Here is a 22,065-nt window from a genome sequence, read left to right as displayed (position 1 = left end):
CGGAATTCTAGCACGCCTGCCCCTTGCGGAGTCCGGCGTGAGCCATGCGGAACCGCTAGCGCGTTGCGGGCAGGTCGTTGGCCACGCCGTGGGGCACGTGCCCCGCGGTCACCAGCCCGCGCGCGGACTCGATGTTGTGCTCGGAGTCGTCGAAGAAGATGTCCGCCCCGAATGCCTCCAGGAACGGCCCCTTCGGCCTGCCGCCCAGGAACAGCGCCTCGTCGATGCGGATCCCCCATCCGCGCAGGGTGCGGATCACCCGCTCGTGCGCCGGCACCGACCGTGCCGTGACCAGCGCGGTGCGGATCGGCGCGTCCTGCCCGGTCGGGAACGCCGCCTGGAGCCGGTGCAACGCGTCCAGGAAGCCGCGGAACGGCCCTCCGCTGAGCGCTTCCGCCGCCCGGCTGCGCTCGTGCTCGGCGAAGGCCTCCAGGCCGCCTGCGCGGCTGATGCGCTCGCCCTCGTCGTCGAAGATCACCGCGTCGCCATCGAAGGCGATCCGCAGCTGGTCGGAGCGCTGCTGCGGGGCGCCGCTGGGCAGCAGCGTGGCCGCCGCGACACCGGCAGCGAGCGCGTTGCGCACGTCCTCGGCATTGGTGGACAGGAACAGGTCGGCACCGAACGGGCGGATATAGGGATACGGCGGCGCGCCATTGCTGAAGGCGGCGCGGCGGATCGCCAGGCCGTGGTGGGCGATGGAGTTGAAGATCCGCAGGCCGGTGTCGGCGGAATTGCGCGAGATCAGGATCACCTCCACCCGCGGCGCCTCCGGCGGCGAGCCCTCGTTGAGGGCCAGCAGCTTGCGCACCAGCGGGAAGGCCACGCCCGGCTCCAGCAGCCGGTCCTCGTGGCTGCGCTGGTACTCGGCGTAGGCATCCAGGCCTTCGCGCTCGAACAGCACGTGGCCCTCCTCCAGGTCGAACAGCGTCCGCGAGGAGATGGCGACGATCAGCGGGTCGACGGCTTCACTCATGGCGGCATTGTGCCCGTGCCGCGTCGCACCGGGCGAGAACACTCAGCCGGTGGTGAACTGCTCGGCGAGCATGCGCTCCTCGAGCCGGTGGTCGGGATCGAACATGAGGGTGACGCTGCGGTCGCGCGACTCGCGCACGGTCACCTCCACCACGTCGCGGACCTCGTGCGAGTCCGCGGTCGCGCTCACCGGGCGCTTGTACGGGTCGAGCACCCGGAACTTCACCTCGGTGTCCGCCAGCAGCACCGCCCCGCGCCAGCGCCGCGGGCGGAAGGCGGCGATCGGCGTCAGCGCGACCACGCCCGCGCCCAGCGGCAGGATCGGCCCCTGGGCGGAGAAGTTGTAGGCGGTGGAACCGGCGGCCGTGGCCACCAGCACCCCGTCGCAGATCAGCTCCTCCAGCCGGACCTGGCCGTTGAGCTCGATGGACACGTGGGCGGCCTGGCGGGTCTGCCGCAGCAGCGAGACCTCGTTGTAGGCCAGAGAGCCCACGCTGGCGCCCGACTCGGACTCGGCCAACATCTCCAGCGGGTGCAACACCGCCGGTTCGGCCGCGTGCAGCCGCTCGACCAGGCCTTCCGGGTCGTGGTGGTTCATCAGGAACCCGACCGTGCCCAGCTTCATCCCGTAGAACGGCTTGCCCAGGCTCGCGTAGCGGTGGAGCGTCTGGAGCATGAAGCCGTCACCGCCCAGCGGCACCAGGACGTCGGCGTCCTCCGGACTGTGGTCGCCGTGGGCGCGCACCAGGGCCGCGCAGGCCGCGCGCGCGTCGGGGGACGGGCTGGACAGGAAGCAGATCCGCGGATCCTGGGCGGTCAGGGGGGTCGGACTGGGCATGCGCCGAGGATAGCGCGGACCGATGAAGGCGATGGCGAGCCGGCAAACGAAACGGGCGGGGATCAGCTGATCCCCGCCCGTCCGGTACCGCGCGAAGGTGGCGCCGCGGCCACCCGGCGCCGGCTCAGCTGCCCGCCGCGACCACCTGCGCCAGGCGGCGAACCGCCACCGAGGCGGTCGGGTAGTCGAGCTCCTTCTGGGTCGACAGGTCCTCCAGCATCGCCAGTGCGAACCGCAGGGTCGGGTCGTCGCGCTGCAGCCAGCTGGCGACCTTGTCCTGCACCGGCTTGCGCCCGCCACCGGCCAGCACCTGGCCGACCACCGCCCGCTGCTGCGCGGCCAGCTCGTCGCGGAGCGAGCCACGGGCCAGGGCATGCCAGCGTCCGTCCACCGGCAACCGGCTGATCTGGTCGTACACCCACGGCAGCTGCAGCGCGGCGCCGACGGCGAAGAACGCCTGCGATACGTCGGCCGGCGGGACCTTGCGCTCCAGCGCGATCTCGATGATGTCCGGAGCGAACTCCAGCATCGGCATCGAGGCCAGCTGGGCGGCAAGCGACGAAGGCACGCCCTTCTGCTTCCACTCGGCCAGCGCCGCCTCGTACTGCGCCTGGCGGACCGGCGACATGGTGCGCGGCAGCGCCTCGCGGACCGCCTTCAGGCCATCGCCGAAGCGCGCCATGGAGGTGGTGATCTCCGGCATCTCGCCCGGGCGCAGCAGCAGCCAGCGCGAGAACGAGCGCAGCACGTTCCAGATCACCAGCAGCGCGTCGATCTGCACCGACTCCAGCACCTTGCCGTCGAGCGCGTCGATCTGCGTCCACAGCGCCCGCGCGTCCAGCGCCTCGCGGGCAATGGTGTAGGCCTCGGCGATCTCGCCGGGGCTGCGGCCGGTGTCCTCGGCCATGCGCAGGGCGAAGGTCGCGCCCATGCGGTTGACCATGGAGTTGGTGACCGCGGTGGCGATGATCTCGCGCTTGAGGCGGTGCCCGTCCATGAACTTCGCGTACTTCTTCTGCAGCGGCTCCGGGAAGTAGCGCACCAGTTCCTTCGAAAGGTACGGATCCTCCGGCACGTCCGAGTCGACCAGCTGCTGGAACAGCACCAGCTTGGCGTACGACAGCAGCACCGCCAGCTCCGGCCGGGTCAGGCCCTGCCCACGCGCCCTGCGCTCCGACAGCTCCGCGTCGGACGGCAGGAACTCGATCTGCCGGTCCAGCAGGCCCTGCGCCTCCAGCACCTGGATGAAATGCTGCTTGGCGCCCAGGCGCGGCACGCTCATCCGCTCCATCAGGCTGATCGCCTGGTTCTGGCGGTAGTTGTCGTTGAGCACCAGCCCGGCGACCTCGTCGGTCATGTCGGCCAGCAGCGTGTTGCGCGCCTTCTGGCCGAGCTTGCCCGACTTGACCACGTCGTTGAGCAGGATCTTGATGTTGACCTCGCGGTCGGAGGTACCCACGCCGGCGGAGTTGTCGATGAAGTCGGTGTTGAGGATCACGCCGGCCTCGGCGGCCTCGATGCGGCCCAGCTGGGTCATGCCCAGGTTGCCACCCTCGCCGATGATCTTCGCCCGCACCTCCCCGCCGTTGATGCGGACCGGGTTGTTGGCGCGGTCACCGACGTCGGCATGGCTCTCGCTCGCCGCCTTGATGTAGGTGCCGATGCCGCCGTTCCACAGCAGGTCGACCGGCGCGCGCAGGATCGCGCTGACCAGCTCGTTGGGGCTGAGCGAGTCGACGGAGGCGTCGATGCCCAGCGCCTGCTTCGCCTCGGCGCTGAGCTTCACCGACTTGGCGCTGCGCGGGTACACCCCGCCACCGGCGCTGATCAGCTCGGCCTTGTAGTCCTCCCAGCTCGAGCCGGCCAGCTTGAACAGGCGCTGGCGCTCCTTGTACGAGCGCGCGGCGTCCGGGTTGGGGTCGACGAAGATGTGCCGGTGGTCGAAGGCCGCGACCAGGCGGATGTGCTTGCTGAGCAGCATGCCGTTGCCGAACACGTCGCCGGACATGTCGCCGATGCCGACCGCGGTGAAGTCCTCCTTCTGGCTGTCCACGCCCAGCGAACGGAAGTGGCGCTTGACCGACTCCCACGCGCCGCGCGCGGTGATGCCCATGCCCTTGTGGTCGTAGCCCACCGACCCGCCGGAGGCGAACGCATCGCCCATCCAGAAGCCGTGGTCGGCCGAGATCTGGTTGGCGATGTCGGAGAAGCGCGCCGTGCCCTTGTCGGCCGCCACCACCATGTACGGGTCGTCGCCGTCATGGCGCACCACGTCCTGCGGATGCACGATCTCCCCGTCCACCAGGTTGTCGGTGATGTCGAGCAGGCCGTTGATGAACATCCGGTAGCAGGCGACGCCCTCGGCCTGCAGCTCCTCGCGGCCGGCCGGCGGGCGCTTGACGATGAAGCCGCCCTTGGCGCCGACCGGCACGATGATGGTGTTCTTGACCATCTGCGCCTTGACCAGCCCCAGTACCTCGGTGCGGAAGTCCTCGCGGCGGTCCGACCAGCGCAGGCCGCCGCGGGCCACCGGCCCGAAGCGCAGGTGGATGCCCTCCACGCGCGGGCCGTACACGAAGATCTCGCGGTACGGGACCGGCTTGGGCGCATCCGGCACCAGCGCGGTGTCGAACTTGTAGGCCACGTAGCCGCGCTGCGCGCCGCCCACGCCGGCCTGGTAGTAGCTGGTGCGCAGGGTCGCGCCGATCACGCCGATGAAGCTGCGCAGGATGCGGTCCTCGTCCAGGCTCGAGACCCGGTCCAGCAGTGCCGTCATCGCCTCGTGCGCGGCCTCCATGCGCGCCTTTCGCTTGCCCTTGCGGGCGGCGAGCAGCGGCTCCAGCACGGCGAGCACGGACTCGTCGCCGCCGGCCAGCCCTTGCACCTGCGCCGCGAACTGCGCCAGTTCGTCCTTGCGCTCGCGGGCGCCGGCGTCCGCGGCGGGGTCGAAGCGCGCCTCGAACATCTCCACCAGCAGGCGCGCCAGCAGCGGGTAGCGGGTGAAGGTCTGCTCGACGTAGGCCTGCGAGAACGGCACGCCGACCTGCAGCAGGTACTTGCAGTAGGCGCGCAGCATCGAGACCTGGCGCCAGGTCAGGCCCGCCGCCAGGACCAGCCGGTTCAGGCCGTCGTTCTCGGCATCGCCACGCCAGACACGGGCGAACGCGTCCTCGAAGCGGGCATGCAGCCCGTCGACGTCGGCGCCTTCCTCCAGCGCCTCGACCTCGAAGTCCTGGATGTAGTACAGGCTCTCGCCGGCGTACAGGCGGTAGGGGTGCTCGGTGATCACCCGCAGCCCCATGTTCTCCATCAGCGGCAGCGCGTCCGACAGCGGGATGTCCCCGTCCTGGCGGTAGAACTTGAAGCGCAGCCCGCCGCGGCCCGGCCGCAGGCGGCACAGGCTCAGCCGCAGGTCCTCCGGACCCTCCAGCGCGGCCAGGTTCTCGACGTCGTCGGCGGCCACGGCGACCGTGACCTCCTCGATGTAGCCGGCCGGCAGCGCCTTGCCGAACTTCGCGCCCATCGCCAGCCCGGCCTGCTCGCCGTGGCGTTCGACCAGCACGTCGCGCAGCTCGTCGCGCCAGTCGCGGACGATCTCGACCAGCTCGGCCTCGATCGCCGCCGCGTCGACCTGCACGGTCTCACCGCTGCGCGGCCGCACCAGCAGGTGCACCTGCGCCAGCGGGGATTCGCCGAACGACACCGAGCTGTCCACGTGCTCGCCATTGAGCGCACGCCGGAACATGGCCTCAATGCGCAGCCGCACGTCGGTGTTGAAGCGCTCGCGCGGGATGTAGACCAGCGCGGAGAAGAACCGGCCGTAGCGGTCGCGGCGCAGGAACATGCGCGGGCGCACCCGCTCCTGCAGCGCCAGGATGCCGGTCGTGGTGCGCAGCAGCTCCTCGCCGGTGGACTGGAACAGCTCGTCGCGCGGCAGGGTCTCCAGGATGTGGCGCAGCGCCTTGCCGCTGTGGCTGTCGGGGCGCAGGCCGGAGTTCTCCATCACGTAGGCATGGCGCTGGCGCACCAGCGGAATCTCCCACGGGCGGCGGTTGTAGGCCGAGGAGGTGTACAGGCCCAGGAAGCGCTCTTCCTTGACCGGCTTGCCGTCCTCGCCGTAGGTCAGCACGCCGACGTAATCCATGTAGCCGGGGCGGTGCAGCGTGGTGCGGGCGTTGGTCTTGGTCAGGATCAGCGCGTCGATCGCGCCCGAGTGCGGCATGTAGGTGGCCGCCAGCGAGCTGATCAGCCGCGGCGCGCTGCGCTCGCCGCCGCGCATCAGGCCCAGGCCGCTGCCCTTGACCGCGCGCAGTACCGAATCGCCCCCCTCCTCCACCACTTCGTACTCGCGGAAGCCGAAGAAGATGAAGTGGTCGTCCGCGGCCCAGCGCAGGAACTCCTGCGCCTCCTTGCGGCCCTCCTCGTCCACCGGCAGCCAGCGGCCATCGAGCTCGTCGGCCACCTTGCGCATGCGCTCGCGCATCGGCTCCCAGTCGCGCACGATCGCGCGCACGTCGGCCAGCACCGCGCGTACCGCCTCCTCGATGCGCGGCATGGCCTCCGGCGCCTGGCGGTCGATCTCCAGGTGCATCAGCGACTCCGCCTCGCCGCTGCCGATCCCCTGCAGCCTGCCGCCCTTGTCACGCGAAACACGCAGGACCGGATGCCCGAGCACGTGCACGCCGATGCCGAGTTCGGACAGCGCCATGGTGACCGAGTCGACCAGGAACGGCATGTCGTCGTTGGCCACCTGCAAGACGGTGTGCGGCGATTCCCAGCCGTGCGTCTTGCGGGTTGGATTGAACAGCCGCACCAGGCCGGTGCCGGGCTCGCGGCTGCCGATGAAGTCCAGGAAGTCCGCGGCCAGCGCGGCCCAGCCTTCGGGGGTGTGCTCGGGGAGCTCGTCCTCGCCCATGCGCTCGTAGAACGCATTGAGGAACGCCTCGGCCTGGGCGTGGCGGGCCTTGGGCAGCTCGGCACGCATCGCCTTCAGGATCGGCTGGAGCGAGACCGGCTTCTCCTGGCCCGGCGGGCGCGCCTGGCCGGCGGAAGCGGCCGGCGCCTTCTTCTTGCTGGACTTGGGAGACGTGCCCGCGGTCTGGGCGGGGGACTTGCGCTGCTTGTTCATGGAAACCGGATGTCCAATTACGTTGAAGCCCGCGCTCGCGCACGGGCCGGGGCTCGTTGAGTCAACGGTGGGGGCAACGCCGGCCCGGGCCGGCGGCGATCGGGATGTCGCGGCGATCGCGTCCGCGTATCACATGCAAGGCGGGGTACCCGGCGCGGCAGGCCTGCACGTCAGCGCAGCCCGGTCTCGTTGCGGGCGATCACCAGGCGCTGGATCTCGCTGGTGCCCTCGTAGATCTCGGTGATCTTGGCGTCGCGGAAGTAGCGCTCGATCGGCATTTCCTTGGAGTAGCCCATGCCACCGTGGATCTGCAGCGCCTGGTGGGTGATCCACATGGCGGCCTCCGAGGCGGTGAGCTTGGCGATGGCGGCCTCGTTGGAGAAGCGGGCCCCGCCCTGGTCGAAGCGTCCCTTCTGCCAGGCCGCGCGCAGGGTCAGCAGCAGCGCCGCGTCCAGCCTGCACTTCATGTCGGCGATCTTGGCCTGGGTCATCTGGAAGGCGCCGATCGGCTGGCCGAAGGCCTTGCGCTCCTTGACGTACTCCACGGTCGCCTCGTAGGCGGCGCGCGCGATGCCGATCGCCTGGCTGGCGATGCCGATGCGCCCGGCGTCGAGCACGGTCATGGCGATCTTGAAGCCCTCGCCCTCCGCGCCCAGCACCTCGTCGGCCCGGACGACATAGTCGTTGAACTCGATCTCGCAGGTGGCCGAGGCGCGGATGCCCAGCTTGGGCTCGGTCTTGCCGCGGCCGAAACCCTCGCGGTCGGTGTCGATCAGGAAGGCGGTGATGCCGCGCGCGCCCTTGTCCTGGTCGGTCATGGCGAACAGCACGATGTACTTCGCCACGGGGCCCGAGGTGATCCAGCTCTTCTTGCCGTTGACCACGTAGCTGCCGTCGGCCTGCCTGACCGCCTTGCAACGCATCGCGGTGGCGTCGGAACCGGACTGCGGCTCGGTCAGCGCGAAGGCGCCGATCTCCCGGCCCTCGGCGATCGCCCGCACGTACTTCTGCTTCTGCTCCTCGGTGCCGTACTTGAGGATGCCGTTGCAGAACAGCGAGTTGTTGACCGACATGATCGTGGAGTGGGCGGCGTCGGCCGCGGCGACCTCGATCATCGCCAGCACGTAGCTGACCGGGTCCATGCCGGCGCCGCCGTACTCGGCGGGCACCTCGATGCCCATCAGGCCGTTCTCGCCGAGGGTCCGGATGTTCTCAAGCGGGAATTCACCGGTCTGGTCGTGGTGCTCGGCGCTTGGCGCGATCTTCTCCTGCGCGATGCGGCGGGCCACGTCCTGGATCATCAGTTGCTCTTCGGTGAAGCTGAAATCCACTTTCGACACCTCGGTTCGATGGAATCCGCCGATTGTAGCGCCCGGGCGGGGGTTACCGAAGGGGCACCCGGCGGCGCGGCTTGACCGCAATCGGCGGCACGCGCAGACTTCATCGCTGTATCGCGATACATGCATGAAGGTGCATCGATGGATCTGGAAGCCTGGTCGGCACGACTGAAGGTGTTCGCCGACGCCACCCGCGTCCGGCTGCTGGCCCTGCTGGAGGACGAGGAACTGACCGTGGCGGAACTGTCCGCCATCACCCGCCTGGCGCAGCCGCGCGTGTCCACCCACCTGGCCCGGCTGCGCGAGGCCGGCCTGGTGCGCGACCGCAGGGCCGGGGTCTCGGCCTACTACCGCTTCGACGAGGACGGGCTCGACGAGGCGCAGCGGCAATTGTGGGCCACCCTGCGCTCGGGCAGCGACGACCCGCTGCTGAAGCAGGATGCCTCGCGCGTCCCCGAGGTGCTCGCCGCGCGCGCCGCCGGGCAGAACTGGGCCGATGCGGTCGCCGGCGACATGGAGCGCCATTACTCGCCCGGCCGGACCTGGGAGGCGATGGCGCGCTCGGCCCTGCCCCTGCTGGAGCCCGGCGACGTGCTCGACGTGGCCTCCGGCGACGGGGTGCTGGCCGAGCTGCTGGCGCCGCACTCGCACCGCTACGTGTGCCTGGATTCCAGCACCAAGGTCGTGCTGGCCGCCTCCGAACGCCTGCGCCGGCTGGAGAACGTGGAGGTCACCGAGGGCGACATGCACGCGCTGCCCTTCGAGGCAGGCAGCTTCGACCTGGTGGTGCTGATGCACGCGCTGACCTGGTCCGAGCAGCCCGCCAGGGCGGTGGCGGAGGCGGTCCGCGTGCTCCGGCCCGGGGGGCGCCTGCTGCTGACCAGCCTGGCCCGGCACGGCCACCAGGCCGCCGCGGAGTCCTACGGCCACGTCAACCTGGGCTTCACCGCCAGGGAGCTGGAGCGCTTCACCACCCGCGCCGGGCTGCAGGTCACCAGTTGCGGCATCGCCACGCGCGAGCGGCGCCCGCCGCACTTCGAGGTGATCGCGCTGATCGGACGCAAGCCGGCGGGCGGCCGCGGCAAGGCGGAACGGGCGCAATGAACACGCTGCCGTGGCTGGAACCGGCCCGCGCCGAAGCGCTCCTCGCCGCGCTGGAGGAGCGGATCCTGGTACTCGACGGCGCGATGGGCACGATGATCCAGCAGCACCGCCTGCAGGAGGCCGACTACCGCGGAACGCGCTTCGCCGACGCGGCCCGCGACCAGCGCGGCAACAACGACCTGCTCAGCCTGACCCGGCCGGACCTCATCGCCGGCATCCACCGTGCCTACCTCGAGGCCGGTGCCGACCTGGTCGAGACCAACACCTTCAACTCCACGTCGATCTCGCTCGCCGACTACGGGCTGGCGGAACTGGCGCGCGAGCTCAACGCCGCCGGCGCCCGGCTGGCGCGCGAGGCCTGCGATACGGCCAGCGCGGCCACGCCGGACCGGCCCCGCTTTGCCATCGGCGTGCTCGGCCCGACGAGCCGCACCGCCTCGCTCAGCCCCGACGTGAACCGCCCCGGTTTCCGCGCGGTCGACTTCGACCAGCTGCGCGAGGCCTACCGCGAAGCGGCCGAGGGCCTGGTCGAGGGCGGCGCCGACGTGCTGATGGTCGAGACCGTGTTCGACACGCTCAACGCCAAGGCCGCGCTGTTCGCGATCGCGGAGGTGTTCGACGACCGCGGCGGCCGGCTGCCGGTGATCGTCTCCGGCACGATCACCGACGCGTCCGGACGCACCCTGTCCGGGCAGACCGCCGAAGCCTTCTGGTACTCGGTCCGGCACGCGGAGCCGCTCGCCATCGGGCTCAACTGCGCGCTTGGGGCCCGGGAGCTGCGGCAGCACGTCGACGTACTGTCCCGGGTGGCCGACACCCGCGTGTGCACCCACCCCAACGCCGGGCTCCCCAACGCCCTGGGCGGCTACGACGAGAGCCCCGGGGACATGGCACGCGACCTGGGCGGCTTCGCCCGCGACGGGCTGCTGAACCTGGTCGGCGGCTGCTGCGGGACCACTCCGGACCACATCCGCGCGATCAGCGCGGCGGTGGCCGGCGTCCCGCCCAGGAAGGTCCCGCGCATCGGGGAGGCGGCGTGAGCCCCCTCGCCCGCCATACCCGGCTCAGCGGCCTGGAACCGCTGGTGATCACGCCGCAATCGAACTTCATCAACATCGGCGAGCGCACCAACGTCACCGGCAGCGCCCGGTTCCGCAAGCTGATCCGCGAAGACCGCCTGGACGAGGCGGTGGCGGTCGCCCGGCAGCAGGTCGAGAACGGCGCCCAGGTACTCGACGTCAACATGGACGAGGGCCTGCTCGACTCGCGCAAGGCCATGGTCACCTTCCTCAACCTGATCGCCGCCGAGCCGGACATCGCCCGCGTGCCGGTGATGATCGACAGCTCGAAGTGGGAGGTGATCGAGGCCGGGCTGAAGTGCCTGCAGGGCAAGGGGATCGTCAACTCGATCTCGCTCAAGGAGGGCGAGGCCGGGTTCCTGCGCCAGGCCCGCCTGGTGCGCCGCTACGGTGCGGCGGTGGTGGTCATGGCCTTCGACGAGGAGGGCCAGGCCGACACCGCCGAGCGCAAGGTCGCGATCTGCAGCCGCGCGCACGCCCTGCTCACCCGGGAGGCGGGCTTCCCTCCCGAGGACATCATCTTCGACCCCAACGTGTTCGCGATCGCGACCGGGATCGGGGAGCACGACGACTACGCGGTGGCGTTCATCGAGGCGACGCGCGAACTGAAGCGGCGCTTCCCGCACGGGCATGTCTCCGGCGGCATCTCCAACGTCAGCTTTTCCTTCCGCGGCAACGAGACCGTCCGCCAGGCGATCCACGCCGTGTTCCTGTACCACGCCATCCACGCCGGGCTGGACATGGGCATCGTCAACGCCGGCGCACTGCCGGTGCTGGACGACATCGACCCGGTGCTGCGCGAAGCGGTCGAGGACGTGGTGCTGAACCGGCGGTCGGATGCGACCGAGCGGCTGCTGGAGATCGCGGAGGGGTACCGGGGGAAGAAGCGGGAAGCGGGAAACGGGAACCGGGAACCGGGGGAGTGGCGCGGCGGGACGGTTGCCGAGCGGCTTTCGTATTCGCTGGTGCACGGGATCGACCGGTACGTGGTCGAGGATACGGAGGAGGCGCGGCTGCAGGCGGCGCGGCCGCTGGACGTCATCGAGGGGCCGCTGATGGACGGCATGAACGTGGTCGGCGACCTGTTCGGTGCCGGGCGGATGTTCCTGCCGCAGGTGGTCAAGTCCGCGCGGGTGATGAAGAAGGCAGTGGCGCACCTGCTGCCGTTCATCGAGGCCGAGAAGGCGCGCACCGGCGACGGTGGCCGCCCGAATGGCCGGATCGTGATGGCGACGGTCAAGGGCGACGTGCACGACATCGGCAAGAACATCGTCGGCGTGGTGCTGGCCTGCAACAACTTCGAGGTCATCGACCTGGGGGTGATGGTGCCGGCGCAGAAGATCCTGGACACCGCGAAGGCAGAGGGCGCCGACATGATCGGCCTGTCCGGCCTGATCACCCCGTCGCTGGAGGAGATGGCCCACGTGGCCGCGGAGATGGACCGCCAGGGTTTCACGATGCCGCTGCTGATCGGGGGCGCGACGACCTCGCGTGCCCACACCGCGCTGCGGATCGACACCCATTACCGGCCCGCCGTGTGGGTGAAGGACGCCTCGCGCGCGGTGGGCGTGGCGCAGTCGCTGGTCAGCCCGGAGCTGCGCGATGCCTTCGTCGCCGCCAACGCCGCCGACTACGCCCGGGTCCGGGAGCGGCACCGCAACCGCGACGGGGGCAAGCGCCTGGTCAGCCTCGGCCACGCGCGCGGACAGCGCTTCGATGGCGGCTGGGACGATGGCTACCGCCCGCCGGCGCCACTGCAGCCGGGCCTGCAGGTGTTCGACGACTACCCGCTGCGGGAGCTGGTCGGGCTCATCGACTGGACTCCGTTCTTCCAGGCCTGGGAGCTGCACGGGCGCCATCCGGCCATCCTCGATGACGAGGTGGTGGGCGCGCAGGCGACGGAGCTGTACCGGGACGCCCGGGCGATGCTCGACCGGATCGTCGGGGAGAAGTGGCTCACCGCCCGCGCGGTGATGGGCCTGTGGCCGGCGAATGCGGCTGGCGACGACGTCGAGGTTTCCCTGCCGGGCGGCGCCAGCGCGACCCTGCACTTCCTGCGCCAGCAGGTCGACAAGCCGGCCGAGCGCCCCGACTTCTGCCTGGCGGACTTCATCGCCCCGAAGGACAGCGGGATCCAGGACTGGATCGGCGCCTTCGCGGTGACCGCGGGCATCGGGATCGATGCCCATGTCGCCCGCTTCGAGGCCGAACACGACGACTACAGCGCGATCCTGCTCAAGTCGCTTGCCGACCGGCTCGCCGAAACCCTGGCCGAGCGCCTGCACCAGCGGGTGCGGACCGAGTTCTGGGGCTACGCGCCGCGGGAGTCACTGGACACGGACGAACTGATCGCCGAGAAGTACCGTGGCATCCGCCCCGCCCCGGGCTATCCCGCCTGTCCCGACCATAGCGAGAAGGCGACGATCTTCCGGCTGCTGGACGCAGGGGCGAACGCGGGCATCACGCTTACGGAGCACTTCGCCATGTCGCCGGCCGCGGCCGTCTCCGGCTACTACTTCAGCCATCCGGGAAGCCAGTACTTCGTCGTCGGGCGCATCTCGCGCGAACAGGTCGCCGACTATGCACGGCGCAAGGGCGTATCGCTGCAGCAGGCGGAGCGCTGGCTGGCGCCGAACCTGGACTACGACCCCGAGTAGCCGCCTGCGCCGCCTTCCGGGGCCCCGGGGCTACCAGACCAGGTCGTCGGGCACCTGGTACTTCGGATCGCTGTACGGGTCGTCGGCGGCCGGCGCATCCGGGTCGACCTTCAACGCCACCGCTTCCGGGAACACCTGCTCCGCCCCGGCCAGCACCCCGGCGTCCACCAGCAGGTAGCGCCCGTTGAGCTGCAGCACCCCGAGCGCGCCGGCATTGAGCTCCCTGAGCTGTGCCTCCGTCACGTAGATGCGCTTGATCTTGCCGCCGTATTCGAAGTGGCGGGCGATCTCCGCGTCCGGGTCGTTGAGCACCTTGCCCTCGACCATGGCGGCGAGCTTCGCGCGCGCCTCGCGGCGGCGGCGTGCCTGCTCCTGCTTCTCCTTTTCGGCGGCGATGCGCTCGTCCTTCTCCTTCTGCGCGCGGATCGCGTAGGCCTTGGCGAGGTCGATCTCGCCACGGCCGGTGCCACCCCGCCGGGCCTGGGCCGGCGGCTTGCCACCCTTTCGCCCGGGGTCGCCCGCGGCCGGCCGCGCACCGCCCCCGCGGGACTGCTTGCCGGGGCGGTCGTCGCGCCCTTTCGCCGGCTTGCCGGCACCCGCGCGCCCGCCCCGCCGCTCGTCGGCCCTGGGCCGCGGTGCTTCCTTGAAGCCCAGCCCAAGCAGTTGTTGGCGCAGCGTATCGCTCATGTCGTGACGTCGTACCGCAGTGGATCAGTAGTGGGGAGGCGGCGGCTCGGCGGCCGGGTCGGCCGACGGCGGGTTGGCCGACAGCGAGAGCCGCAGCTGGCGCAACTCCTCGGTGACCTGCATCAGCTTCAGGTTGTTCCGCGCCTCTTCGTCGCGGGCGGCGGCCAGTGCGTCGCTGAGCTCGCCCAGCGCGCGCTCCTGGAACGAGAGCCGGGTCTCCAGCTCGACCAGCCGCTGCTCGAGGCGGTCGTCGCCGGTGGTCACGCGCCTGCCCCGTCCGGGCGGCGCAGCGAACGCCCGCGCCCGATCGCGTAGTAGGCCAGGCCGGCCTCCTCGACCTGCGCCGGCTCGTACAGGTTGCGCCCGTCGAACACCACGCGGTCGGCCAGCGCCGCATGCATGCGGCGGAAGTCGGGGCTGCGGAACTGCTTCCATTCCGTCACCACCACCAGCGCGTCGGCGCCCTCGAGTGCCTCGTACTCCGAGCCGCACAGCACCAGGTCGTCGCGTTCGCCGTAGATGCGGGCGGCCTCGCGCATCGCCTCCGGGTCGAAGGCCCGGACCCTGGCCCCGGCCTCCCAGAGCTGCTCCATCAGGCGCCGGCTGGAGGCCTCGCGCATGTCGTCGGTGTTGGGCTTGAAAGCCAGGCCCCAGACCGCGAACGTGCGCCCGGCCACGCCGCCGCCGTAGTGGCGGCGGATCAGTTCGAACAGGTGCCCCTTCTGCCGCAGGTTGACCGCCTCGACCGCGTGCAGCAGCCGGGGTTCGTGCCCGGCCTGTTCGGCGGTGCGCACCAGCGCCTGGACGTCCTTGGGGAAGCACGAGCCGCCGTACCCGGTGCCGGGATAGATGAAGTGCCAGCCGATGCGCGAGTCCGAGCCGATCCCCTGCCGGACCATCTCGACGTCCGCCCCCACCTGCTCGGCGATGTTGGCGATCTCGTTCATGAAGCTGATCTTGGTCGCCAGCATCGCGTTGGCGGCGTACTTGGTCAGCTCGGCCGAGCGCAGGTCCATCGCGATGATGCGGTCGCGGTTGCGGATGAAGGGTGCATACAGCCGGCGCAGCGGTTCCAGCGCCGCGGGGTCTTCCGCGCCGAGCACCACGCGGTCGGGACGCATGAAGTCCTGGACCGCCGCCCCCTCCTTCAGGAACTCGGGATTGGAGACGACATGGAAGTCGACCTCGACCCCGCGCGCCTGCAGCTCGCCCGCGACCGCGGCGCGCACCTTCTCCGCGGTGCCCACCGGCACCGTGGACTTGTCGACCACCACGGCCGGCCGTTCCAGGTGCCGGCCGATGGTGCGGGCGACCTCCAGCACGTAGCGCAGGTCGGCGCTGCCGTCCTCGTCCGGCGGCGTGCCCACGGCGATGAAGACCACCTCGCCATGCGCGATCCCCTCGGCCGCGTCGGTGGTGAAATGCAGCCGCCCGGCTTCGTGGTTGCTGCGCACCAGCGGCTCCAGCCCCGGCTCGTAGATCGGGATCTCCCCGCGGTTCAGGGCCTCGACGCGGCCGGCGTCCACGTCGACGCAGACGACCTCGTTGCCGGCCTCCGCCAGGCAGGTGCCGGTGACCAGGCCGACGTAGCCGATTCCAAACACGGTGATGCGCATGAAGACCTTCCTTGTTGCCCGCCGCGGAGGAGCGCGGGTACTACCGGGTTATTCGACGATCGCCTGCAGTTCGACGTCGAACACCAGCGTGGCGTTGGGGCCGATCGGACCACCCGGCGTGCCGTTGCGGCCGTAGCCGAGCTCGCCCGGGATCCAGAAGCGGTACTTCGCGCCCACCGGCATCAGCTGCAGGCCCTCGGTCCAGCCCGGGATGACCTGCTGCAGGCCGAACTCGGCCGGCTGTCCGCGCTCGTAGGAGCTGTCGAAGACGGTGCCGTCCAGCAGCGAGCCTTCGTAATTCACGCGCACCCTCGAACCGGCGGTCGGGCGCTGGCCGGCCCCCTGGCGCAGCACGCGGTACTGCAGCCCGGACCCGGTGGTGAACACGCCCTTCTGCGTGCGGTTCTCCGCCAGGAATGCCTCGCCCTCGGCGCGGTTCTCCTCGGCCACGGCCTGCATCTGCTCGGCGGCGATCGCCTGCATGCGCGCGCCGAAGGCGCTGCGGGTGCTGTCCAGCGCCGCCTCGTCCATCGCCGGCTGCTGCCCGGCGAAGGTCGCGCGCATCGCCCGCATCGCGATGTCGAGGTCCACGTCGCCCGCCAGCGGCTCCAGCGAACGGCCGATGTCGGCGCCGAACAGCAGGCCGGCCTTCTCCGGGTCGATCGCGGGCACTTCCAGGTCCGCCGGCGCCTGTCCGGCCGCCTGCGCCATCTTCATCAGCAGTCCCTGCCCGACCTGCTCGGCGTCCTCCGGCGAGATCAGGGGCTCGCCCCCGGCCACGGCGTGCCGCACGGCACGCTCGAAGGCGTCCAGGTCGATGTCGGACGCGGCGGGACGCAGGCTGCGCCCGATGTCATGGCCAACCATGTAGCTGACCCTGTCGCGCTCGCTGTCCAGCACGACCTCCTGCTGGGCAAGGGCGTGGGGTACGGACACGCCGCCGAACAGCACGACGCTGGCCACGATCGCGGCGGCGCCGCGCACGAAAAGCTTCATCCGGGGGACTCCTGTGTGCCGGTGACCGGCTGTGTCGACCGGCTATTGTCGCGGGCCTTCGGCGCCGGGGCAACGACCGCTGAAGGGCGGCCATCCGCCGGGTGTTGACGGCTCGGAAGTTGGTGTTATAGTTCGCTACAACACCTATCCACGAGGGCACCCCGGATGGACCGCAGGCTGCACAACAACCTCACCGCGCTGGCCATGGCCGGCGCCGTACTGGTGGTGGCGCTGGTGTCGGCGTCGCCCCTCGAGACCCCGGGGCACGCCCAGGCACCGGCGACGGACGCCACCGGCCCCGCGTCCACGCTCCTGGCCGCGCTGGAGCGCGCCGGCGCTCCGGTCGAGGCCGCGATCGATGGCGGCCCCGACGACCCATCCACCGCTGGACGCTCGGGTACCACCGGCGTCCGCCATGTCCATCGAAGGATCGCAATGCCCTACTTCACCTTCCTCCCGCGGGGTTGACCCATGACCGCAGTCCAATGGAGCGATGGCGCTCCCATCTACCGGCAGCTGAAGGAGCGGGTCATCGAAATGATGCTCGACGGCGTGCTCAAGCCCGGCGATGCCCTGCCCTCCGTCCGCCAGGTCGCCGCCGAGTACCAGCTCAATCCCATCACCGTCTCGCGCGCCTACCAGGAACTGGCGGACGAGGCACTCGTCGAAAAACGCAGGGGTCTAGGCATGTATGTCACTGAAGAAGCCTCCCGCAAGCTGCTCGAGAACGAGCGCAACCGCTTCCTGACCGAGGAGTGGCCCGCGGTCCTGGAACGGATCGCCCGCCTCGGCCTGGACGCCGAGAAGCTGCTCGCACCGCTGAAGGGGGACGCGTGATGGACGCCGTAGTCAATGCCAACGGCCTGCGCAAGGCCTACAAGAACACCGTCGCGCTGGACTCGGCCTCGTTCCGGATCCCCGCCGGCCGCATCGTCGGCCTGATCGGCCCCAACGGCGCCGGCAAGACCACCGCGCTCAAGGCGATGCTGGGCCTGATCCCCTTCGACGGCAGCCTCTCGGTACTGGGCAAGGACCCGCGCACCGAACGCGACGAACTGATGCGGGACGTGTGCTTCATCGCCGACGTGGCGGTGCTGCCGCGCTGGATCCGGGTCCGCGAGGCGATCGAGTTCGTCGCCGGGGTCCACCCGCGCTTCGACCGCGCCCGCTGCGAGCGCTTCCTGGCCGGCACCAAGCTCTCCCCGCAGATGCGGGTGCGCGAGCTGTCCAAGGGCATGATCGTCCAGCTCCACCTGGCGCTGGTGATGGCGATCGACGCCCGGCTGCTGGTGCTCGACGAGCCGACCCTGGGCCTGGACATCCTCTACCGCAAGCAGTTCTACCAGCGCCTGCTGGAGGACTACTTCGACGAACAGAAGACCATCCTCATCACCACCCACCAGGTCGAGGAGGTCGAGCACATCCTCACCGACGTGATGTTCATCCGCGACGGCAGGATCGTCCTCGACAGCGGGATGGAGGAAGTCAGCGAGCGCTTCACCGAGGTCCTGGTCGCCGAAGGCCAGGCCACCGCCGCGCGCGAGCTGAAGCCGGTCGACGAGCGCGCCCTGCCCTTCGGCAAGACCGTGATGCTCTTCGACGGCGTGCCGCGCGAGCGGCTCACGCCCCTGGGCGAGGCCCGGACGCCGGGCCTGGCCGACCTTTTCGTCGCCACCATGAAGGGGACCTACGAATGAACGCCGTGGACACCAGCACCGTGCCCGCCCCCGCCGGCGGGACGCATTCCACCCACCCCACCAACCGTTTCCGCCTGCTGCTCCGGCGCGAGTACTGGGAACACAAGGGCGGGTTCCTCTGGGCGCCGCTGATCGCCGGCGGGATCTCCCTGGCGCTGGCCGTGATGGCGGCCATCGTCGGCGTGGTGATGCTCAACCGCGCCGCCGCTGCAGGCGACATCCAGATCAACGGCGTCGACCTGGGCATGCTGACCCGGGAGATGTCCCCCTCCGACGCCGAGCAGCTGGCGCTGGGCCTGGACTGGTCGCTGATCATGAGCTCGGCCTGGCCGTTCATCGTGCTCACCTTCGTGGTGTTCTTCTACTGCCTGGGAGCGCTGTACGACGACCGCAAGGACCGCAGCGTGCTGTTCTGGAAGTCGCTGCCGATCTCCGACGCGCAGACCGTCCTGTCCAAGGTCGCCAGCGCGGTCGTGGTTGCCCCCGTGCTGGCGGTGCTCGCGGCCGTGGTCACCATGTTCGGCTTCCTGGTCCTCATGAGCGTCATGGTGATGATGTTCGGCGGGAACCCGTTCACCCTGCTTTGGGCGCAGTCGCACCCGCTGCGGATCGCCTTCGGCCTGCTGGCCTGGGTGCCGGTCTACGCGGTCTGGGCGCTGCCGACCGTCGGCTGGCTGCTGCTGTGCTCGGCCTGGGCGCGCAGCAAGCCGTTCCTGTGGGCGACGGCGGTGCCGGTGATCACCGGCCTGCTGGTGACCTGGTTCGACATCATGGAGCTGTTCCAGCTCGACGGCAGCTGGTTCTGGCGCAACGTGGTCGGCCGCCTGCTGCTTGGCACCGTACCCGGCAGCGACGTGCTCTACCGCACGGCGGAGTTCGGCGGCAACGACATCGAGCGTGCCGAGCAGCTGCTGTCGCTGCAGTGGATGTACGGCATCTTCCTGCAGCCCGGCACCTGGATCGGTGCCGTTGCCGGCGCCGTGATGATCTACATCGCCATCCGCCTGCGCCGCTGGCGCGACGAAGGCTGACCTGCCGGATTGCCGAGGAGACGCACATGGACATTCGCCACGCCACCCTTGCCCTGTGCCTGCTGCTGCCGCTGGCGGCGCAGGCAGGGGACCCATCCCCCGCCGGCATCAACGCCGAGATCCGCCAGGAGATGCGCGATGCGCGCGAGGAAGTCCGCGCCGAGCTGGCCGAGGCCAGGCGCAAACTGGCCACCGAAAACCTGCGGATCGACAACAGCCTCCGGTTCTCCCGCCACGACGGCGAGGAAGCCGGCGAACTGCCCCGCGCCGAGATCACGCCGCAGGGCGACTTCCTGATCGAAGGCGAGGCGCAGGAGATCGACGCGGAGCAGCGCCGCCAGCTCCTGGCCTACCGCGGGCAGGTACTGGACATCGCGACCCGGGGCATCGATATCGGACAGCGCACCGCCGAGGCGACGCTGGCCGAGATCGGCGATTCCTCGTGGGTCGGCCTGCTGTTCAGCGCCATGACCGGGCGCATGGAACGCCGCATCGAGCGCATGGTGAGGCAGCAGGTCGAGCCGGCCGTGCTGGAGATCTGCAACGAGCTGCCCGCGGTGCGGGTCGCGCAGCAGCAGCTCGCTTCCAGCCTGCCGCAGTTCCAGCCCTACGCGACGCTCGGCCCGGACGGGGTGGACGACTGCGCGCAGGTGGTCCGCCAGGAATTTGCTTCCCTCTGAACGCGAGGACCCGACCATGACCCTTACCCACCGTTTCGCCCTCGTGGCCTGCCTCGTGACTGCACCGTGGATGGTGGCCTGCAGTGGCGACCCGCCCGGCACGGGCTCCCCGTCCACCGGCACCGAAGCCAGCACCGCGCTGGGCCGCACCATCGACAAGGCCCTGGGCGAGGCGCGCGAAAAGATGGCCACCGAGAACATCGGCATCGGTGGTGACACCAACCTTTACATCGGGGGGGCGAAGGTGCGCGGCCGCACGCCGGTCGACGCCGATGGCAACCCCTTGCCGGAAGCCGAAATCAGCCCCGATGGCGACCTGCTGGTCGGGGGCAGTGAGGTCGCGACCACGCCGGAGCAGCGCGAACTCCTGCTCGAGTACCGCGGCCACGTGGTGGCGCTGGTCGAAGCCGGCATGGCGATGGGGGTCAAGGGGGCCGACCTGGGCATCCAGGCCGCCCGTGATGCGCTGGGCAGCGTGTTCCGCGGCGAGACCGAGGAGTTCGGCCGGCGCATCGAGGCCGAGGCCGCCAAGCTGGAAGCCGAGGCCATGCGCCTGTGCGAGCGGCTCCCGGCAATGCTCGACACGCAGCAGCGGCTGGCCGGGAGCCTGCCGGAGTTCCGTCCCTACGCGACCATGACCGCCGAGGACCTCGAGGACTGCGGCAGTGGCTCGGCCGCCGGGGAGGGCCGCGGCGACGACCCCGCCGCGGCGGCGACCGCTCCGTAAGCCGGCGCAGGAACGCTAGCCAACGATCCCGCCACGCGCGAGCACGGCGGGATCCAGCAGCCGGCGCAGCTCCTGCTCCGGCATCCCGGTCGCCTCCACCGCCACCTCCAGCACGGGCCTGCCCTCGCGGTAGGCCTGCTTGGCGATGCCCGCCGCCTTCTCGTAGCCGATCACCGGGTTGAGCGCGGTGACCAGGATCGGATTCCGGTCCAGCGCCCGCGCCACCACGTCCTTCCGCACCTTCATCCCGGCGATGTTGGTATCGGCCAGCAGGCGCATCGTATTCGACAGCAGGCCGATGCCGTCCAGCAGGTTGCTGGCGATGAGCGGCAGCATCACGTTGAGCTGGAAGTTGCCGCTCTGCCCGGCCACGGTGATCGCCGCGTGGTGGCCCATCACCTGGGCGCAGACCATGCAGGCCGCCTCCGGCATCACCGGGTTGACCTTGCCGGGCATGATCGAGCTGCCCGGCTGCAGCGCAGGCAGCTCGACCTCGCCCAAGCCGGCCAGCGGCCCGGAGTTCATCCAGCGCAGGTCGTTGGCGATCTTCATCAGGGCCACGGCCAAGGCATTGAGCTGGCCGGAAAGCTCGACCGCGTCGTCCTGGCTGGCCAGGCCCTCGAACTTGTTCCCCGCCGACTCGAAGCGGGTCCCGGCGAGTTTCGACAGCGCTTTGGCCACCTGTTCGCCGAAACGCGGGTCGGCGTTGATGCCCGTGCCGATGGCAGTGCCGCCCAGCGGGAGCCGGCGCAGGCGCTTGAGGCTGTCCTCGATCCGCGCCTGCGCCGATTCCAGCTGCGCCGACCAGGTCGAGAGCTCCTGCCCGAAGGTCAGCGGCATCGCGTCCATCAGGTGCGTCCTGCCGGTCTTGGTCACCTTCGACAGCGAACGCGCGCGGCGGTCGATGACCTTCCTCAGGTGCCGCAGGGAGGGCACCAGGTCCTCGACCACGGCCAGCTGCGCGGAGACCCGCAGCGCGGTGGGAACCACGTCGTTGGAACTCTGGCCATGGTTGACGTCGTCGTTGGGGTGGATCGGCTTGCCACGCACCGAGCGCGAGGCCAGCGCCGCGATCACCTCGTTGGCATTCATGTTGCTGGAGGTGCCGGAACCGGTCTGGTAGATGTCGACCGGGAACTGGCCGTCGTGGCGGCCGTCCGCGACCTCGAGCGCCGCCTTGCGGATCGCCGCCGCCCGTCCCTTCGGCAGCAGCCCCAGCGCGCCGTTGACCTCCGCCGCCGCGGCCTTGACCAGGCCCAGCCCGCGGATGAATCCGCGCGGCATCGGCCGGCCGGAAATGGGGAAGTTCTGCACCGCGCGCTGGGTCTGGGCGCCCCACAGCGCGTCGGCCGGCACCTCCAGCTCGCCCATGCTGTCGTGTTCGATGCGGTGGTCCTTGCGGGCCATGGCTTCTCTCCTGGGAAGGGGACCGGCCGAGCATACCCGCCGCACGGGCGGCGGCCCGTGGGCGTGCCCGCGGATGCGCACGGTAGAATGCGCGCCCCGCCCGAACCGC

General features: G+C 70.6%; 18 protein-coding genes. 9 read left to right on the top strand and 9 right to left on the bottom strand.

Annotated features, from left to right (window positions below):
* Positions 1-55 precede the first annotated feature (55 nt).
* From G545_RS0101165 to G545_RS0101150, 4 genes are all read right to left on the bottom strand, one after another.
* Positions 56-973 carry a 5'-nucleotidase gene (locus G545_RS0101165; RefSeq protein WP_027068790.1) on the bottom strand — a complete coding sequence of 306 codons (918 nt, stop codon included), beginning with the start codon at positions 971-973 and terminating at the stop codon, positions 56-58.
* Positions 974-1,015: 42 nt separating this feature from the next.
* Positions 1,016-1,810, bottom strand: coding sequence for an NAD kinase (locus tag G545_RS0101160; RefSeq protein ID WP_154656474.1), 795 nt, complete (start codon positions 1,808-1,810; stop codon positions 1,016-1,018).
* A gap of 124 nt (positions 1,811-1,934) precedes the next feature.
* On the bottom strand, positions 1,935-6,938 hold the full coding sequence (locus G545_RS0101155; protein WP_081677655.1) for an NAD-glutamate dehydrogenase: 5,004 nt from the start codon (positions 6,936-6,938) through the stop codon (positions 1,935-1,937).
* Positions 6,939-7,108: 170 nt separating this feature from the next.
* Entirely contained in the window at positions 7,109-8,302 is a 1,194-nt protein-coding gene (locus G545_RS0101150; RefSeq protein ID WP_407059614.1) for an acyl-CoA dehydrogenase family protein, read from the bottom strand.
* A 114-nt stretch (positions 8,303-8,416) separates the two neighbouring features.
* On the opposite strand from G545_RS0101150, the gene G545_RS0101145 reads away from it, so the two are divergent.
* Genes G545_RS0101145 through metH form a run of 3 tightly spaced genes read left to right on the top strand, consistent with a single transcriptional unit; the run spans position 8,417 to position 13,115 of the window.
* A complete protein-coding gene (locus G545_RS0101145; RefSeq protein ID WP_027068786.1) occupies positions 8,417-9,379 on the top strand; it encodes an ArsR/SmtB family transcription factor in 963 nt (320 codons plus the stop codon).
* Positions 9,376-10,419, top strand: coding sequence for a homocysteine S-methyltransferase family protein (locus tag G545_RS0101140; RefSeq protein ID WP_027068785.1), 1,044 nt, complete (start codon positions 9,376-9,378; stop codon positions 10,417-10,419). Before G545_RS0101145 ends, G545_RS0101140 begins: the two co-directional genes overlap by 4 nt.
* Positions 10,416-13,115 carry a methionine synthase gene (metH, locus tag G545_RS0101135; RefSeq protein WP_027068784.1) on the top strand — a complete coding sequence of 900 codons (2,700 nt, stop codon included), beginning with the start codon at positions 10,416-10,418 and terminating at the stop codon, positions 13,113-13,115. The genes G545_RS0101140 and metH overlap by 4 nt, the downstream gene beginning before the upstream one ends.
* Positions 13,116-13,145: 30 nt before the next feature.
* On the opposite strand, the gene G545_RS0101130 is transcribed toward metH, so the two are convergent.
* The 4 genes from G545_RS0101130 to G545_RS0101115 are packed head-to-tail and all read right to left on the bottom strand — an operon-like array spanning position 13,146 to position 16,414.
* Entirely contained in the window at positions 13,146-13,802 is a 657-nt protein-coding gene (locus tag G545_RS0101130; protein ID WP_027068783.1) for a DUF2058 family protein, read from the bottom strand.
* A 24-nt stretch (positions 13,803-13,826) separates the two neighbouring features.
* The gene (locus G545_RS0101125; protein ID WP_027068782.1) at positions 13,827-14,066 is read right to left on the bottom strand and encodes a SlyX family protein; all 240 of its coding nucleotides are present in this window, start codon (positions 14,064-14,066) and stop codon (positions 13,827-13,829) included.
* A complete protein-coding gene (locus G545_RS0101120) occupies positions 14,063-15,418 on the bottom strand; it encodes a UDP-glucose dehydrogenase family protein (protein ID WP_027068781.1) in 1,356 nt (451 codons plus the stop codon). Before G545_RS0101120 ends, G545_RS0101125 begins: the two co-directional genes overlap by 4 nt.
* A gap of 48 nt (positions 15,419-15,466) precedes the next feature.
* Positions 15,467-16,414 (bottom strand): FKBP-type peptidyl-prolyl cis-trans isomerase, encoded by a 948-nt coding sequence (locus tag G545_RS0101115; RefSeq protein WP_027068780.1) that lies wholly within the window; start codon positions 16,412-16,414, stop codon positions 15,467-15,469.
* 165 nt (positions 16,415-16,579) lie between these two features.
* Between G545_RS0101115 and G545_RS0101110 the strand changes: the two genes are divergently transcribed.
* From G545_RS0101110 to G545_RS13115, 6 genes are read left to right on the top strand one after another with little or no spacing between them, the layout of a single operon-like run.
* A complete protein-coding gene (locus G545_RS0101110) occupies positions 16,580-16,882 on the top strand; it encodes a hypothetical protein (protein ID WP_027068779.1) in 303 nt (100 codons plus the stop codon).
* Between the two features lie 3 nt (positions 16,883-16,885).
* Entirely contained in the window at positions 16,886-17,251 is a 366-nt protein-coding gene (locus G545_RS0101105) for a GntR family transcriptional regulator (RefSeq protein ID WP_027068778.1), read from the top strand.
* Positions 17,251-18,111, top strand: coding sequence for an ABC transporter ATP-binding protein (locus G545_RS0101100; RefSeq protein WP_027068777.1), 861 nt, complete (start codon positions 17,251-17,253; stop codon positions 18,109-18,111). The genes G545_RS0101105 and G545_RS0101100 overlap by 1 nt, the downstream gene beginning before the upstream one ends.
* On the top strand, positions 18,108-19,142 hold the full coding sequence (locus G545_RS0101095) for a hypothetical protein (RefSeq protein ID WP_231553152.1): 1,035 nt from the start codon (positions 18,108-18,110) through the stop codon (positions 19,140-19,142). Before G545_RS0101100 ends, G545_RS0101095 begins: the two co-directional genes overlap by 4 nt.
* Before the next feature lie 26 nt (positions 19,143-19,168).
* Complete coding sequence (locus G545_RS0101090) at positions 19,169-19,822, top strand: hypothetical protein (protein ID WP_027068775.1); 654 nt, start codon at positions 19,169-19,171, stop codon at positions 19,820-19,822.
* 16 nt (positions 19,823-19,838) lie between these two features.
* Positions 19,839-20,549, top strand: a complete 711-nt coding sequence (locus G545_RS13115) for a YggN family protein (RefSeq protein WP_197050177.1) — start codon at positions 19,839-19,841, stop codon at positions 20,547-20,549.
* Between the two features lie 15 nt (positions 20,550-20,564).
* On the opposite strand, the gene G545_RS0101080 is transcribed toward G545_RS13115, so the two are convergent.
* A complete protein-coding gene (locus tag G545_RS0101080) occupies positions 20,565-21,956 on the bottom strand; it encodes a class II fumarate hydratase (RefSeq protein ID WP_027068774.1) in 1,392 nt (463 codons plus the stop codon).
* Positions 21,957-22,065 lie beyond the last annotated feature (109 nt).

Origin of the sequence: Lysobacter defluvii IMMIB APB-9 = DSM 18482 (assembly GCF_000423325.1) — a bacterium.
In the GTDB taxonomy this organism is placed as follows: domain Bacteria; phylum Pseudomonadota; class Gammaproteobacteria; order Xanthomonadales; family Xanthomonadaceae; genus Novilysobacter; species Novilysobacter defluvii.
The sequence above is the reverse complement of the archived record's forward strand: the minus strand, read 5'-3'. Positions and strand labels throughout refer to the sequence as shown.

What these genes read in the sequence shown, in the direction of transcription:
- G545_RS0101100 (WP_027068777.1), top strand. Translation starts at nt 17,251, where the DNA reads ATGGACGCCGTAGTCAATGCCAACGGCCTGCGCAAGGCCTACAAGAAC.
- G545_RS0101110 (WP_027068779.1), top strand. Translation starts at nt 16,580, where the DNA reads ATGGACCGCAGGCTGCACAACAACCTCACCGCGCTGGCCATGGCCGGC.
- G545_RS0101165 (WP_027068790.1), bottom strand. Translation starts at nt 973, where the DNA reads ATGAGTGAAGCCGTCGACCCGCTGATCGTCGCCATCTCCTCGCGGACG.
- G545_RS0101095 (WP_231553152.1), top strand. Translation starts at nt 18,108, where the DNA reads ATGAACGCCGTGGACACCAGCACCGTGCCCGCCCCCGCCGGCGGGACG.
- G545_RS13115 (WP_197050177.1), top strand. Translation starts at nt 19,839, where the DNA reads ATGACCCTTACCCACCGTTTCGCCCTCGTGGCCTGCCTCGTGACTGCA.
- G545_RS0101115 (WP_027068780.1), bottom strand. Translation starts at nt 16,414, where the DNA reads ATGAAGCTTTTCGTGCGCGGCGCCGCCGCGATCGTGGCCAGCGTCGTG.
- G545_RS0101145 (WP_027068786.1), top strand. Translation starts at nt 8,417, where the DNA reads ATGGATCTGGAAGCCTGGTCGGCACGACTGAAGGTGTTCGCCGACGCC.
- G545_RS0101160 (WP_154656474.1), bottom strand. Translation starts at nt 1,810, where the DNA reads ATGCCCAGTCCGACCCCCCTGACCGCCCAGGATCCGCGGATCTGCTTC.
- G545_RS0101120 (WP_027068781.1), bottom strand. Translation starts at nt 15,418, where the DNA reads ATGCGCATCACCGTGTTTGGAATCGGCTACGTCGGCCTGGTCACCGGC.
- G545_RS0101090 (WP_027068775.1), top strand. Translation starts at nt 19,169, where the DNA reads ATGGACATTCGCCACGCCACCCTTGCCCTGTGCCTGCTGCTGCCGCTG.
- G545_RS0101155 (WP_081677655.1), bottom strand. Translation starts at nt 6,938, where the DNA reads ATGAACAAGCAGCGCAAGTCCCCCGCCCAGACCGCGGGCACGTCTCCC.
- G545_RS0101140 (WP_027068785.1), top strand. Translation starts at nt 9,376, where the DNA reads ATGAACACGCTGCCGTGGCTGGAACCGGCCCGCGCCGAAGCGCTCCTC.
- G545_RS0101080 (WP_027068774.1), bottom strand. Translation starts at nt 21,956, where the DNA reads ATGGCCCGCAAGGACCACCGCATCGAACACGACAGCATGGGCGAGCTG.
- G545_RS0101105 (WP_027068778.1), top strand. Translation starts at nt 16,886, where the DNA reads ATGACCGCAGTCCAATGGAGCGATGGCGCTCCCATCTACCGGCAGCTG.
- G545_RS0101130 (WP_027068783.1), bottom strand. Translation starts at nt 13,802, where the DNA reads ATGAGCGATACGCTGCGCCAACAACTGCTTGGGCTGGGCTTCAAGGAA.